Origin of the sequence: Microbacterium sp., assembly GCF_047972865.1 — a bacterium.
Classification (GTDB): Bacteria; Actinomycetota; Actinomycetes; order Actinomycetales; family Microbacteriaceae; genus Microbacterium.
On the sequence record NZ_JBKEAY010000098.1, the window covers coordinates 1 to 14,738 of the forward strand.

Sequence of the window (14,738 nt, forward strand, 5' to 3'; positions counted from 1 at the left end):
CGCCGAGGGCGGCCCCGCATGACCCGCGAGACTACAGCCGCGTGGTCGATACCCCGCGTAATCCGCACTGTCTCGATACCGCCCCTGTAGTCTCGCGGGTCATGCGGTCGCGGGTCATGCGGTCGCGGGGGGCGGGCGGGAGGGCGGGTGAGGGGACAGGGGCGGCGGGGCGGATCGGTTCAGCTAATCATGCGGGCGGGCGTCTGGATCAGTCGGCGGGGCGCGGTTAGCGTCGCAAGCACTGGAAATACCGCGCCGGACGGGTCGGCCACGAGACCGCATCCGCAGCGCCCCGCCGACCGATAGGAAGTCCCGTGTTCATCGTCGACTCGCAGATCCACCTCGGGAAGGAAGAGACGCCCGATCGTCCCTGGGTGCCCGGCGCCCGCGAGCGGATCCGTCTCAATGGCCACCGGGAGGAGGCGTTCCTCGCGGAGGAAGCCAACTCGCTCATGGACGAGGCCGGCGTCGACCGGGCCCTCATCCTGCCGCCGTCATGGGAGGGCGACCGCATCGACTACGCCCTCGAAGCGGCCGAGCAGTACCCGGGCCGGTTCGGCATCATGGCGCGCATCCCGCAGAACGACCCCGAAGAGGGCGAGCGGCTGCTACACGAGTACAAGGACACTCCGCACATCCTGGGGACCCGCCTCACCTTCCACCGCCCGCAGGACCGCAACTGGATGATCGACGGCACCAACGACTGGTACTGGCCGATCGCGGAAAAGCTCGGCATCCCGACCATGGTGCACGCCCCCATCTGGAAGGCGGAGCTCGGTCAGATCGCCGAGAAGCACCCCGACCTGAAGCTCATCATCGACCACATGGGCATCATGGCCCGCTGCGTCGACGACGCGATCGGCTACTGGGTGCAGGAGACCGCCGACCTGCACCGTTACCCGAACATCTCGGTGAAGGTCTCGGCCATCCCCGGCTACTCGACGGCGCCGTTCCCGAACCTCAACATCGAGAAGTACGTGCGCGAAGTCGTCGACAAGATGGGCCCCGAGCGCGCGCACTGGGGCACCGACATCACGCGCCTCCTCGGTCATGGGCTGACGTGGACAGACACCATCGAGCAGTTCACCAAGCACTACACCTTCACGGAGGAAGAGCTCGAGTGGATCATGGGCAAGGGCATCTGCAAGGTGCTTGACTGGGAGATCCCCGAGACCGAGACGGTCGGCGCGAACGCGTCCCACACCGCGGAGAACTGAACCGATGACCGAGGCGTACGACGGCGGTGAGCTGCTGATCGACGCGCTCAGCGACCTCGGCGTGGACGTCGTCTTCTGCTCGTCGGGGTCCGAATGGGCCCCGGCGTGGGAGGCGTTCGCCCGGCGTCAGGATGCCGGTGAGCCCGCCCCCCGCTACATCGACCTCACCCACGAGACGCTGGCGGGAGGGATGGCCACCGGCTACGGCCTGGTCACCCGGCGCACCCAGGCGGTGCTGTTGCACGCGGCCCCGGGGCTGCTGCAGGGGGCGATGGCGGTCCACGGCGCGCTGCTGGCCGGGGTACCGCTGGTCGTGGCATCCTCCGAGTCGACCACGTACGGTGACGGTCCGGGTCAGGATCCCGGCGGTCAGTGGTACCGCAACCTCTCCATCGTCGGCGGCACCCACCCGGTGGCGCAGCCGTGGACGAAGTGGTCCCAGCAGGTCGGTTCGGTGGACGTGCTCTACGAACTGGTCAAGCACACCGGCGAACTCGCCGCCCGCCCGCCGGCCGGCCCCACCTACCTGAACGTGCCGCTGGAGATCCTGCTGGAGCAGACCGAGCCGCCCGTCCGCAAGGAGGTCGTCGCGCGAGGCCGTCGCCTCAGCGCCCCCGACGACGTCGCCGCGGTCGCGAAGCTGCTCGCCGAAGCCGAGCGCCCCCTCGTCATCACCGAGACGGCCGGCCGCGAGGCCGGCGGCTTCGACGCCCTCGTCGACCTGTGCGAGAGCCTCGGCATCGGCGTGATCGAACCGAGTTCCGCGGTGTGCGCGAACTTCCCGAAGGACAACCCGCTACATCTGGGCGGCGAGATCGATCCGTACGTCGACGAGGCCGACCTCATTCTGCTGGTGAACTGCCGCGCGCCGTACTACCCGCCCAGCCGCACACCCGCGAAGGCGAAGACCATCGTCATCGATGAGGTGCCGCAGCGCCCCCACGTCGTCTACCAGGTGCTCAACGCCGACCACTACCTGGAGGGTGCGCTGCCCGAGACGCTGGCTCAACTGCGCGACGCGACGCTGAAGACCGCCGACCAGCCCACGATCGCCGCGCGCGCCGCGTACGCGGCCAGCGGTCACGGACGGTGGGCCGCCGCGACGGATGCCGCCGAAGCGAAGGCCGTCGAGGCCCCCGGCATCCCTCCGGTCCTCCTGGCCACGCGGCTGCGCGAGATCGTGCGGGCCGAAGGCGCCACCGTCGTCGACGAGACCATCACCCACAGTCGCGTCGTCCAGCGTCACATCGGCTGGGACCGACCCGACTCCTACTTCTACGTGCAGGGCGGACTCGGTCAGGGGATCGCGGTCGCCCTGGGCGTGAAGCTCGCGGTCGAGGACGGCCTAGTCGTCTTCACCGTCGGCGACGGCGCGTTCCTGTACAACCCGATCGAGCAGTCGCTGATGGCGTCGAAAGACCTCGGGCTGCCGGTGCTGATCGTCATCTTCAACAACAAGAAGTACCTGTCGATGAAGATGAACCATCTGCGGTTCTACCCGGAGGGCGCCGCCGTGCGCACCGACTACCACCTCGGCGTCGACCTGTCGACCCAGCCGGAGCTGAGCGCGTTCGCCGCCCCGTTCGACATGTACCACGCGGCCGTCGACGACCCCGCCCAGCTCGATCGGGTGCTCGCCGAGGCCACCGCGGCCGTGACAGCCGGCACCACCGCGGTCGTCAACGTCAGCGTCTCGCGCTGACTCGGCCACCATCTGTAAGGAGTTCTCATGCCTGTATCCGTCCCATCCGCCGCGTTCGAGGCCTTCATCCGCGACGTGTTCGCCGCCGCGGGGATGTCCGCGGACGATGCCGCCGCGGCCGCGCCGTCGTTCGTGTGGGCGAGCCTGCGCGGCGTCGACTCGCACGGCGTCTCGCGCGTGCCCCGCTACGTCGAGATGTTCGCCTCCGGAGTGGCCAACCCGACCCCGAACATCACGGTGAACGACTCCGCTCCGGCGGTCGCCGTCGTCGACGCCGACTTCGCGCCCGGCCCCGTCGCGCTGACGCGGGCCGTCGACATCGCCGTCGCGAAGGCGGCCACCGAGGGTGCCGCGGTCGTGTCGGTGCGCAACACCGTCCACACCGGCGCGATCGGCTACTACGCGTCGCTGATCGCGCAGCGGGGCCTGGTCGGTGTCGGCATCGCCGCGGGGTCGCCGATGATGTCGTACACCGGCGCCGTCGGTGCGTCGGTGGCGACCAGCCCGCTGGCGATCGCCGTGCCGGGCACTGGGGCACACGCGCCGGTCGTGCTCGACATGGCCAGCTCGCTCATCGCGATGGGCAAGATCGCCCAGTACAAGCGCTCCGGCACGCCGCTGCCGGAGGGCGCCGCGACGACGGCGGACGGCACCCCCACCATCGATCCCGAGGTCGCGAAGGTTCCGACGCCGCTGGGCGGTGCGAAGGGATCGGGCCTGTCGCTCATGTTCGAGATGCTCACGAGCGTGCTCGTGGCGGCGCCGATTCTCACGCCGTACCACGCCGGGCAGAAGAAGCACCGGCAGAACGCGACGTTGATCGTGCTGGATCCGACCGTGTTCGGCGGTGCCGAGGAGTTCGCTGCGGGGGTGGATGCCACGGTCGATACGATCCACGCGCTCCCGAAGGCCGAGGGGGTGGAACGGGTGCTGGTCCCCGGCGAACGCAGCGCGGAGACCGCCGCGGCACGGTCGGCATCCGGCATCCCCGTCGGCGACAAGTTGTGGACCGAACTCACCGAGGTCGCCGGTTCCTTCGGCATCCCCCTCCCCACCCCTTCCTGACCCGCCCCGTCCTGCCGCGCACCTGCCCCGCCCGCCCGCCCGCGAGACTACAGCCGTGCTATCGAGACCCCGCGTAAACCGCGCTGTCTCGATAGCGCCCGTGTAGTCTCGCGGGCCGGGCGCGGGCCGGGCGCGGGCTGGGGTCAGCGACCGCCCATCTGGTCCTCGGGGGTGAGGTGCTCGACCGTCCGGCCGGTGTCGGCGAAGGTACGAGTGATGTAGGCGCCGGGGTAGATCCACAGGATCCGCATCGGCACATCGCCGGTGTTGTGGTAGCGGTGGAACACGTCGCGCGGAACGTATGCGGTGTCGTCTTTCACGAGGTCGCGGCGGATGACGCCCTCGTCCGGGTCGTGCACCTCCACGAAACCCTCGCCCTCGAGGATCAGCACCTGCTCACCGCAGTTGTGCGAGTGCAGCGGCGCCCCCGCCCCGACCGGGTACACGCTGATGCCGGTGGTGACCTCGTTGTCGCCGCCGGCGGTGTGCTTGGTGATCAGCGGCCACGTCTGCACGGCTCCGCCGCGGTCGAGCACCTCGATGTCGCGGAAGATGCGGATCGTCGTCATGGGGTCCTCCGGGTTGGTCGCCGCGCGCCCGCGACCGCGGGCACGGTCTCACGTTAGGGCGCGCCACGTTTCGGGGGGTGCACGATAACGTTGCCCGTTCTCCCCTCGTCGGCGCCGGGTCGCCCCCCTATCGTCGCCGTCAGACTCGTATCGCTCGAACGCTGGAGGAGACCATGCGACTGGACGTCACCCCCTATGAAGACATGACCGACCGCCAGCGCGAGCTCGCCGATCGCATCATCGCCAAGCGCGGCAAGATCGGCGGGCCCTTCAAAGTCTGGCTGCACAGCCCGGAGCTGTGCGAGCGCACCGAGTCCCTGGGCGCGTTCGTACGGTTCGACTGCAGCATGCCCGCGCGCATCCGCGAGTACTCGCTGCTGGTGGCGGCGCGCTACTTCGACGCCCAGTTCTCCTGGAACGCGCACTACGAGAAGGCCATCCAGACCGGGGTCCCGGCCGCAGCGATCGACGCGCTGGCCACCTGGGGTGAGCCGGACTTCGGCGACGATGCCGAGTTGCAGGCGTTCCACGACTTCGCCGTCGAACTGCTCACGACACACTTCGTTTCGGATGCCACCTTCGCCCGGCTGCGAGAGCTGTTCACCGACCAGCAGCTGGTCGACGCCATCGGCCTGCTCGGTAACTACACGATGCTCTCGATGTGCCTGAACACCTTCCAGGTCGATCTGCAGCCGGATCGCACGCCGCCGTTCCCCGATGTGCGCGGGCACGCGAAAGTGGATGCCGCGAAGGCCCCGAAATGACGCTCGTGACCGAACGCCCCGCCGCAGTCGCGGAGGAGTTCTGGTGCTGTGAAAGCCAGGACTGCGACTATTGTCAGGGCCCCGAAACCGACTGACTCCGGCGGACGCGGCGTGCACGCAAAGCTGAAACACGGCGGCATCCCGACCCGGCTACTGTTTCAGGCAACTCAAACACGCGAGGAGGCGTAGGCATGGCCACACCGACGACGACGGGCCGCAACCCGGACGACGAGGGCGTTCTCCTCGTGGAGGGGACCGACCGGCCCGGACTGGTGCACGCCATCACGGGTGTGCTCACCCGTCACGGCGCGAACATCGTGTCGCTCGATCAGCACAACGACGGGATCGAAGGGGGCAGCTTCTTCCAGCGCGCCGTCTTCCGCATCGACGGCTTCGTCGCCGAGCGCCCCGCCATCGAAGCCGACCTCGAGTCGACGCTCGGCACCGGTCTCGGTCTCACGTGGCGCCTGGCCGATCGCACACCCAAGCGCGTCGCGATCCTGGCCTCCACGAGCGACCACTGCCTCCTCGACCTGCTGTGGCGGCAACGCCGCGGGGAGATCGCGATGACGGTCCCCATGGTGATCTCCAACCACACCGCGGTCGCCGACGATGTGCGCTCGTTCGGCATCCCGTTCCTGCACGTGCCCTCGCAGGGTCCGGACAAGTCGGCCGCCGAGGCGCGCATCATCGAGCTGCTCCGCGGCAACGTCGACCTGGTCGTGCTCGCGCGCTACATGCAGATCCTTTCGTCCGGATTCCTCGCCGAGATCGGTGTGCCGGTGATCAACATCCACCACAGCTTCCTGCCCGCCTTCATCGGCGCCGCGCCCTACCGCAAGGCGAAAGAGCGCGGCGTGAAGCTCATCGGGGCGACCGCCCACTACGTGACCGAAGACCTCGACGAGGGGCCGATCATCGAGCAGGACGTCGCCCGCGCCGGCCACGCCGACGATGCCGCAGAGCTGCAGCGTCGCGGCGCCAACGTCGAACGCGGCGTGCTCGCCCGCGCCGTCATGTGGCACTGCCAGGACCGGGTCATCCGCCACGGGCGCGAGACCATCGTCTTCCAGCCCTGACACCGTCCCCACCCGAAAGGCCCGACATGACCGACACCGCCGCACTGCTCGACGATTTCTCGCTGGAGATGACCGGGAAGGATGTCGATGACCTCCGCGCCGCCGCTCCGGCCACTCCTGCCGGCACCCGCATCAACGTCACCTTCCTCGGCAACGAGGATCTGCCGATGAGACTGAACGCCTCCCGCGCCGTGCTCGAAGAGGGCTTCGTCCCGGTGCCGCACATCTCGGCGCGCAGGCTGCGCGGGCAGGACGAGTTGGAACAGTTCCTGGCCGCGCTGCAGGAGGCCGGGGCATCCGAGAACGTGTTCACCGTCGGCGGCGACCCGGCGACCCCGGAGGGGCCCTACCCCGACTCGGCCACCGTCATCCGGACGGGCATCCTGCCGCAATACGGGGTGAAGCACGTGAGCATCGCCGGGTACCCGGAGGGCCACCCGGACATCCCCGACGAGGCGCTGTGGGATGCCCTGCGCGCCAAGAACGCGTCGCTGGCCGAGCAAGGGCTGTCCGGGACGATCCTCACCCAGTTCGCGTTCGACGAGGCGCCCGTGCTGTCGTGGATCGAGAAGGTGCGCGACGAAGGAATCGACCTGCCCATCCGGGTGGGCGTGCCCGGCCCCGCCGGCGTGAAGCGGCTGATCGGGTTCGCGCGTCGTTTCGGCATCGGTGCGAACGCGATGATCGTCAAGAAGTACGGGTTCTCGCTGACGAACCTCATCGGCACGGCGGGCCCGGACAAGCTCCTCGGCGCGCTCGCCGACGGCTACGACCCGGGGCGTCACGGCCGCGTGCATCTGCACTTCTACACCTTCGGGGGGCTGACCGCCACGAGCCAGTGGATTCGCGACTTCCGGGCGCGGTGACAGGACGGTCATGACCAACGCACCCGCCGGGCACGCCCACGTCCGCGACTTCCACGACGACGATCTCGACGGCATCGTACGGTTGTGGGAACGCGCGCACGACCTCGGGATGACCCCGGTGTATTCCCTGGCCGAGGTCGTCGCCTCGTGCCATGCCGACCACGCCGTCGTCGCCGTGCACGGCGACCGCGTGCTCGGTGCGGCGGTGGGCCGGGCCGCCCACGCCCAGGGGTGGATCGTGTTCTTCCACGTCGACGCCGACGGCGGAGCGGATGCCGAACGGGTCGGTTCGCAGTTGCTCGACCGGCTCGAGCGGCGGATGGCCGCGCTCGGCCTCGCGAAGCTGTCGGTGCTGCTGACCGACGCCGCCGACAGCGTGTCGCACCTCAGCGAGAACGGTTTCGAACTGCGTCACCAACTGCGTTACCTCGAGCGGCCACTGCCGGTGCAGCGCCGCGAGCTCGATCTGCTCAAGACCGTGGGCGGCCGCATCCTGCCGCGCCACCTCTGGCGGAACGTGGCGGGAATGACGAAGGAGAAGCAACTGCTCGAGGAGCGCCTGGTCACGCCGCTGGCCCGGCCGGAGCTGGCGGAGCGCTTCGGAGTGCTCCCGCCGCGGGCCGTCATGCTGTTCGGACCGCCCGGTACCGGCAAGACGACGTTCGCGAAGGCCGTGGCGTCGCGGTTGGACTGGCCGTTCGTCGAGGTCTTCCCGTCGCGTCTGGCCGAGACGTCCTCGGGCCTCGCGTCGGCGCTGCGGCAGACGTTCGAGACCATCGCCGAGTTGGAGCACGCGGTCGTGTTCATCGACGAGGTCGAAGAGATCGCCTCCCGCCGCCGCGGCGATCCGCCCTCGCCCACCCAGGGTGTCACGAACGAGCTGCTGAAGCTCCTGTCCGAGTTCCGTGACCTGGAGGGGCGCCTGCTCATCTGTGCGACGAACTTCGTGCGTACGCTGGATGCCGCCTTCCTCCGACACGGACGGTTCGACTACGTCCTGCCGATCGGGCTGCCCGACGCGGAAGCGCGGGCGGCGATCTGGGCCCGCTACATCCCCGCCGACGTGCTGGCCGGTATCGAACGGGACCTGCTGGTGGACGCGAGCGAGGGGCTCACCCCCGCCGACATCGAGTATGCGGCCCGGCGGGCGGCGCAGGAGGCGCTGGCCTCGGCGCTGCGTGCCGTGCCGGTCACGACGGCGACGGGCGCGATCACCGTCACCGGCGACGATGCCCCCGCCGCCCTCATGACCACGGCCGACTACCTGCGCGCGCTGCGTTCGACGCGGGCGACCGTCTCCAAGAGCGCGGAGCGCGACTTCCTGGAAGACATCGACGCCCTCGCGCGCCTGTGACCCCACCGATCGAAGGAGCTCCCTATGACCACCGCAGCCACCGACCACAAGCCGCACGGCGACGCCTCGCAGGCGCGACCGACGTTGCAGGACGCCATTGAGGCCGCCGGCTCGCCGGTCCGGTTGCTGTGGACGCCGGGAGTGGAACCGTGGACGGTTCCCGTGATGCAGCCCGAGTTCGCGGGCTGGTCGGCCGAGCAGCAGGCGTGGCGCACCTCGGTCGCCCTGTTCGACCTGTCGTTCCACATGTTCGACACCGTCTTCGAGGGGCCCGACGCGACCCGGGCGCTGTCGCAGACCAGCGCCAACGACTTCGACCGGTTCGCGATCGGTCAGGCCAAGCAGTTCGTGCCGGTCGCCGCCGACGGCAACATCATCGTCGACGGCATCCTGCTGCGCGAGGCGGAGAACCGGTACATCCTCACCGGTGTGCCGGCGTCGCAGAACTGGGTTGCGTATCACGCGCGCGCCGAGGGCCTGGATGTCGAGGTGACCTGCGACCCCGACTCGTCGGTGCGCCGCGACCGCGACCCGGTGCTGTTCCGGTTCCAGATCCAGGGGCCGCGGGCCGGGGAGGTCGGGGAGCGTCTGTTCGACGAGCCGCTGCCGGCGACGAAGTTCTTCCATTCCACCGCCGCGACGATCGGCGGGCATCCGGTGCGGGTGCTCCGTCACGGCATGGCGGGGCAGGCCGGCTACGAGATCATCGGCGACTTCGCCGGCCACGACGCGGTCCGCGAGGCGATCCTCACCGCCGGGGAGCCGGCGGACATCGCCCCCGTGGGCGGCAAGGCGTACTTCACCAACGGTGTGGAGAGCGGCTGGATCCCCACCCCGACGCCCGCGATCTACACCGACCCCGGTCTGGCCGACTATCGCCGCGAGCTGTCGGCGTTCTCGTACGAGGGCAAGAAGCCGCTGTCGGGCAGCTTCTACTCCGACGACATCACCGACTATTACGTGTCGCCGTGGGAGCTCGGTTACGGCCGTTCCATCCACCTGGAGCACGACTTCATCGGCCGCGAGGCGCTGCGCGACGCGAAGGATCGGGTGCGCCGCCGCCGGGTCACCCTGGTGCTGGACCCCGCTGGCACCACCGCGGCGCTCGGCTCGGCCGACGGGTATTTCAACGGCTACGGACGGTACCGCATCGAGCGCAACGGGAAGCTCGTCGGGATGACGTTCTGGACCTCGCGGATCGGGCCGCTCGGGCGCGTGCTGTCGCTGTCGCTGGTGGATGCCGAGGCCGCCGAACCCGGCACCGAGGTGGAGGTCGTCTGGGGTGAGCACCCCGGTCACGGGGTCGCCCCCGAGGCCGATCTCGGGTTTCCGCGCATCCGGGCAGTGGTGCACGGTTCGCCGTACGATCATTTCGCGCGCACCTCGTACCGGGCCGACTGAGCCGGCCGGGTCCCTCTCGACGTCGGCGCTGTCGTCTATGCTCGGCGGTGATTGAGTGGGGGCGGATGATGACGCACGAGGCGGCGAACGGGGAGCCCACGCCTGCGCGCACGAATCCGGCGGTGCTGCAGCGGTGGCTCATCCTGGTGGGTGCGATCGCGATGGTCGGTACGATCGCCGCCGTCTTCGTGCCGCAGAGCTGGCGACCATGGCCGGAGGCGGTTGCCGCGGCCGCAGTCTTCGCGGGTGTCGTGCTGTCGGGGTGGAAGTCCGGCGCCGAACGCCGCAATCGAGCGTACGCCGAGTATCGGGAGCACATTGCGCGCGAGCTGGCGAAGGCCGAGCGCGACCGCAGCGCGGTGCTGTTCGGATTCAACGTCAGGGAGGTGCTCGACGCGATCGACGGCTTGGCCCGGCGCGCCCCCGGCGACCGGGACACCGAGATCGCGGGGGTTCGTCAGTCCGTGGCGGTGCAGACCAAGGAGGGCGTCGGGGTGACCGATGCCCGGGCTGCGTATTTCCGTGTCGAGAATCTGGCGGCGCCGGTGCGGCGGATGGGGCCGGACAAGGTGGCCAGCAGCCCCAGTCGCGACGACCGGTTCACGACGACGTTCGATGAGGCCGGCACGGCCGACCGGGAGGTGTGGGACGTGCTCGACGGGCATCGGCCCACGGTGTACGTCGAGGATGTCGCGGCCTGGGCTCGCGACAGGCCCGAGGGCGCCGCGGCGCGCGCCTATGGCACGTTCATCACCGCTCGGGTCGGGGCCGGGGCGATCCCGTTCGGCATCCTCACCGTCAACGCGGTTCAGTCCGGAAGCCTGCTGCGACAGGATCTGCTCTTCGTCGAGACGCTCGCGCGCATCCTCGGCGTCGCCGAGCTGATGTGTCTGACCGCCGACGAGTATGACGCCGCGCGCCACGTCCCGCGCGGTGCGACGACCGCTAAAATGGACATCGGTATCGATGGAGGTACACCGTGAGCAAGACAGTTGTGTGGAGCAGCGACACCGGTGATGTCGTCGAGATCGACGGTGAACGGCGCGAGAAGGCCATCCGCGCACTCTTGGACGACATCGCCGAGCCTCCCGCGTCGGCCGAGATCGAGACCGAGCGTCGGATCGCGCGACTGCGCTGGTCAGACCCCGCGACGGCCTGATCCCCTCAGCCCTGCGCCCCGGCGGCCTGACCCGTGTGGCATGCCCGTCAGCCCTGGCGGCGCCTCGGCACCGGCCACATCGTTTGGCGCGCTACCTCCTCGTCGGCGGCGCGCTCGAGGGCGGTCAACGCCGCGTCGACGACGGCGCTCGCCTCGGCGCCGAGGACGGTGGCCAGCTCCTCGTCGACGGCGGCGACGCGGGTGCGGCCTCGGTCGGCCAGGTCCACACCCGCTCGGGTCAGCTCATACCAGATCACCCGCTTGTGGGTGGGGTGCGGCACCCGCTCGACGTAACCGCCCTTCTCCAGCCGGCCCAGCGCCAGAGTCGTGCTCTGCGGGGTGAGGCGGAACATGCGTGCGAGGTCGGATGCCGAGAGATGACCGAAGTCGTCCAGGTGCACCGCGATCCCCAGCTGCGTCACGGTGACACCGAGCTCGGCGATCGCGCTCTCGACGCGGCGGTGCACCGCCTGATTCACATGCCACAGCCGGTAGGGGATACCGGTGGTCCAACTGGAGGCGGGCTCCTGGTCGCTCGACATCGTGACTCCGTTCCGATCGGTTCACCTTAGCGGAAGCCGAAACAATTACAGGTACTTCAAAGTATCGTCGAAAAGCGAAACCCATCCGCCGCGACGACGCGGTGCAGTGAAAGGACGATCTTCATGGCCCACACACTCTCGCTCGAAGACGAGATCCAGCGCGTCGGCGGCCCGCTGCAGCTGCTGCGCAGCGGTCGGTCGGGCGCCTACGTCTTCCCGGTCAAGCCCGAGTTCACCAACTGGCGCGACGAGCAGGAGTCGTGGCGCACGACCGCCGCACTGATGGACCTCTCGCTCCACATGAACGACCTCATCGTCGAAGGTCCCGACACGTACGCGCTGCTGCAGCACGTCGGCGCGAACAGCTTCCGCGGTTTCGGGCCGATGAAGGCCAAGCAGCTGATCGCGGTCGGTCCCGACGGGAACATGATTGGTGACGCGATCCTGTTCTGCACCGCCGAGAACGTCGTGCGCATCGTGGGGCGCCCGCCGGCACTGTCGTGGGTCGAGTTCCACGCCGAGACCGGCGACTGGAACGTGACGCTGCGCAAGGACGCCCGTTCGATCATGAACCCCAAGGGTCGCGAGCTCTACCGCTTGCAGTTGCAGGGGCCGACCGCCGGCGAGATCTTCGCGAAGGTCAACGGCGGACCCATGCCGGAAATCAAGTTCTTCCACATGGGACAGTTCAAGATCGGGCAGTACACCGCCACCGCGCTCAACCACCGCATGTCCGGTTTCCCGGGCCTGGAGTTCTTCGGCCCCTACTCCGAGCTGGAAGGCGTGCGCGACACTCTGCTGGAAGCTGGTGCCGAGTTCGGCATCACGCAGGTCGGTGGCCGAGCCTACGCATCGGTGGCGACCGAGTCGGGCTGGATTGCCAACACCCTGCCCGCCGTCTACTCCTCGGAAGGCACCAAAGCCTACCGGCAGTGGCAGAACGCCAAGTCGTTCGAGGGCAACCTTGCCCTGGGCGGGTCGTTCGTGTCCGACAACATCGACGACTACTACGTCACACCGTGGGACCTCGGCTACACGCACATCGCCAAGTTCGACCACGACTTCATCGGCCGGGAGGCGCTGGAAGCCCGCAAAGACGAGCAGCACCGCCGCAAGGCATGGATCAAGTGGGACCGCGACGACGTCGCGAAGATCTTCGCGAGCATGTACAACCCGGGCGCCGAGCGCTACAAGTACATTGAGATGCCTGCCGCGTTCTACACCGCGACGCAGTTCGACCGCGTCGAGAAGGCCGGCCAGCTGGTGGGCCTGATGAACCTGTCGATCTACTCGTCGAACGTGCGCGGCTGGATCTCGCTGGGCTCGCTCGATGTCGACGCGAAGGCCGGAGACCAGGTCGAACTGGTGTGGGGAGAGCCGGACGGCGGATTCCCGAACCCCGCCGTCGAGCGTCACACCCAGACCACCGTGAAGGCCACGGTCATGGACCGTCCCTTCACCGAGACGACCGAGGGGTCCGGCAACCGCTGATCCGGTGTGTGACCGCCGGTCCGTCAGACCGCCGGTCCCTGTCTGTTCATTCGCGCCGTACTGCCCGTCGCCTTGCCGACAATCCGCAGTACGGCGCGAATGGGCGTGTCGGGAGGAGCCGACGAACCCTCATTCTTAGCGTGCACGGCCGACAGTTTCAGATGTCTGGAACTGTCCGTACCCTCTCCGGGGAGCGATCTCGACGAGGAGATCCCCGAACTGAGGAGACGTGATGTCGACGACCCGACGCACGCGCACGTTCGCCACGGCGATGACCGCAGGCATCCTGTTGCTGGCGGGATGCTCCGGAAACAGCGACGCCGAATCGACGAGTACGGAAGACGGCACCTCCGTCGTCCGCATCAACTGGGGTGGCGATCCGAGCAGTTGGGCACCGGGCGCGAGCACCGAACCCGGCTACATGCGCCTGCCGTACGAGACGCTGGTCGTCCTCGGGCCGGACTACGAGGTGCTCCCCAACCTCGTGACCGAATGGGAGCAGGACGCCGCATCCATCACCCTCACGCTGCGAGAGGATGTCACGTTCCACGACGGCACCGCGTTCAACGCGGAGGCCGTCAAAGCCAATCTGGAGTACATCCGCGACAACCCGGGACAGTTCTCCGGTCCGCTGCAAGCGGTCGCGTCCATCGATGTCGTCGACGAGTTCACCGCGCGGCTGAATCTCGCCTTCCCGGCGCCGACGTTCATGTCGATGCTCACGCAGCGCAACGTGTTCATCGGCTCTCCCGCCGCCATCGCCGACGGCTCGATCGTCGACACCCCCGTGGGCACCGGACCGTGGGCGTACAACCCCGACGCGTCCCAGGACGGAACGTACTGGGCGTTCGACCGTACCGACGACTACTGGGGTGAGGATGTCGGGTTCGACAGGGTGGTGCTGTACGGCATCGAGGACGACTCCGCGGCATCCGCCGCGCTGCTGGGCGACGAGATCGACCTGACCGACACAGTGACCGAGCAGCGACCCATTCTCGAAGGCGGCAACGTCGACTTTCTGGGGTACCCCGCGGGTCGCAACAACATCGTCTTCTTCGATCGCGCCCCGGGCGGCGCGTTCGGTGACGTGAACACTCGCAAGGCGGTGTGCAGCGCCATCGACGTGCAGGCTCAACTCGACCTGCCGTCGTCGAGCATCACCGCAACGCCCACACAGCACTTCGTCGAAGGAGATGTCGGCTACAACCCCGACATCGTCGGCTACGTCGATGCGGACCTCGCCGCAGCGCAGCGGATGCTCGGTGCCGACACCGTTGACGTCACGTTCGCCACAGCGGTCTTCCTGAAGCAGCAGGTGGAGTTCTTCGCCGACCAGATGAACCAGCTCGACGGCGTGAACATCACGGTGCAGGACCTGCCGGTTCCCGAATACATCTCCACGTGGTCGAGCGGTCAGTACCCGCTCGGCATCGGCGCCAACAACCAGATCACGCCCTATGACTGGTACGCGACCTGGTTCGCCGAGCGGGGTTTCCTCAACCCTTCGGGGTACGAGAGCCCCGAGCTGA

Annotated in this window: 14 protein-coding genes; 12 read left to right on the forward strand and 2 right to left on the reverse strand. The window is 68.8% G+C overall.

Going from position 1 to position 14,738, the window contains the following annotated elements; all coding sequences use genetic code 11:
- Window positions 1-314 precede the first annotated feature (314 nt).
- Genes ACK5KK_RS06165 through ACK5KK_RS06175 form a run of 3 tightly spaced genes read left to right on the forward strand, consistent with a single transcriptional unit; the run spans window position 315 to window position 3,984 of the window.
- On the forward strand, window positions 315-1,217 hold the full coding sequence (locus ACK5KK_RS06165) for an amidohydrolase family protein (RefSeq protein WP_416889212.1): 903 nt from the start codon (window positions 315-317) through the stop codon (window positions 1,215-1,217).
- Between the two features lie 4 nt (window positions 1,218-1,221).
- Window positions 1,222-2,919, forward strand: a complete 1,698-nt coding sequence (locus tag ACK5KK_RS06170) for a thiamine pyrophosphate-binding protein (RefSeq protein ID WP_416889213.1) — start codon at window positions 1,222-1,224, stop codon at window positions 2,917-2,919.
- 27 nt (window positions 2,920-2,946) lie between these two features.
- A complete protein-coding gene (locus ACK5KK_RS06175; RefSeq protein WP_416889214.1) occupies window positions 2,947-3,984 on the forward strand; it encodes an Ldh family oxidoreductase in 1,038 nt (345 codons plus the stop codon).
- A gap of 143 nt (window positions 3,985-4,127) precedes the next feature.
- Here ACK5KK_RS06175 and ACK5KK_RS06180 read toward each other — a convergent pair whose 3' ends face one another.
- On the reverse strand, window positions 4,128-4,553 hold the full coding sequence (locus tag ACK5KK_RS06180) for a cupin domain-containing protein (RefSeq protein ID WP_416889215.1): 426 nt from the start codon (window positions 4,551-4,553) through the stop codon (window positions 4,128-4,130).
- 173 nt (window positions 4,554-4,726) lie between these two features.
- Here ACK5KK_RS06180 and ACK5KK_RS06185 point away from each other — a divergent pair, with 173 nt between their 5' ends.
- The 7 genes from ACK5KK_RS06185 (at window position 4,727) to ACK5KK_RS06215 (ending at window position 11,176) form a co-directional block, all read left to right on the forward strand.
- Complete coding sequence (locus ACK5KK_RS06185) at window positions 4,727-5,317, forward strand: carboxymuconolactone decarboxylase family protein (protein ID WP_416889216.1); 591 nt, start codon at window positions 4,727-4,729, stop codon at window positions 5,315-5,317.
- A gap of 191 nt (window positions 5,318-5,508) precedes the next feature.
- A complete protein-coding gene (purU, locus tag ACK5KK_RS06190) occupies window positions 5,509-6,396 on the forward strand; it encodes a formyltetrahydrofolate deformylase (protein WP_416889217.1) in 888 nt (295 codons plus the stop codon).
- A gap of 26 nt (window positions 6,397-6,422) precedes the next feature.
- Window positions 6,423-7,262 carry a methylenetetrahydrofolate reductase gene (locus ACK5KK_RS06195; protein ID WP_416889218.1) on the forward strand — a complete coding sequence of 280 codons (840 nt, stop codon included), beginning with the start codon at window positions 6,423-6,425 and terminating at the stop codon, window positions 7,260-7,262.
- A 10-nt stretch (window positions 7,263-7,272) separates the two neighbouring features.
- A complete protein-coding gene (locus ACK5KK_RS06200; RefSeq protein ID WP_416889219.1) occupies window positions 7,273-8,616 on the forward strand; it encodes an ATP-binding protein in 1,344 nt (447 codons plus the stop codon).
- 24 nt (window positions 8,617-8,640) lie between these two features.
- Window positions 8,641-10,017 carry an aminomethyl transferase family protein gene (locus tag ACK5KK_RS06205; RefSeq protein WP_416889220.1) on the forward strand — a complete coding sequence of 459 codons (1,377 nt, stop codon included), beginning with the start codon at window positions 8,641-8,643 and terminating at the stop codon, window positions 10,015-10,017.
- 65 nt (window positions 10,018-10,082) lie between these two features.
- Window positions 10,083-11,000 carry a hypothetical protein gene (locus ACK5KK_RS06210; RefSeq protein WP_416889221.1) on the forward strand — a complete coding sequence of 306 codons (918 nt, stop codon included), beginning with the start codon at window positions 10,083-10,085 and terminating at the stop codon, window positions 10,998-11,000.
- A complete protein-coding gene (locus ACK5KK_RS06215; RefSeq protein WP_416889222.1) occupies window positions 10,997-11,176 on the forward strand; it encodes a hypothetical protein in 180 nt (59 codons plus the stop codon). Before ACK5KK_RS06210 ends, ACK5KK_RS06215 begins: the two co-directional genes overlap by 4 nt.
- Before the next feature lie 47 nt (window positions 11,177-11,223).
- On the opposite strand, the gene ACK5KK_RS06220 is transcribed toward ACK5KK_RS06215, so the two are convergent.
- Window positions 11,224-11,718, reverse strand: coding sequence for a MarR family winged helix-turn-helix transcriptional regulator (locus ACK5KK_RS06220; protein ID WP_416889223.1), 495 nt, complete (start codon window positions 11,716-11,718; stop codon window positions 11,224-11,226).
- Window positions 11,719-11,841: 123 nt separating this feature from the next.
- Between ACK5KK_RS06220 and ACK5KK_RS06225 the strand changes: the two genes are divergently transcribed.
- Together ACK5KK_RS06225 and ACK5KK_RS06230 are read left to right on the forward strand one after the other, a co-directional pair.
- Window positions 11,842-13,209 carry an aminomethyl transferase family protein gene (locus ACK5KK_RS06225; RefSeq protein WP_416889224.1) on the forward strand — a complete coding sequence of 456 codons (1,368 nt, stop codon included), beginning with the start codon at window positions 11,842-11,844 and terminating at the stop codon, window positions 13,207-13,209.
- Window positions 13,210-13,441: 232 nt separating this feature from the next.
- The coding region (locus ACK5KK_RS06230; protein WP_416889225.1) for an ABC transporter substrate-binding protein at window positions 13,442-14,738 on the forward strand (1,297 nt) is incomplete at its 3' end.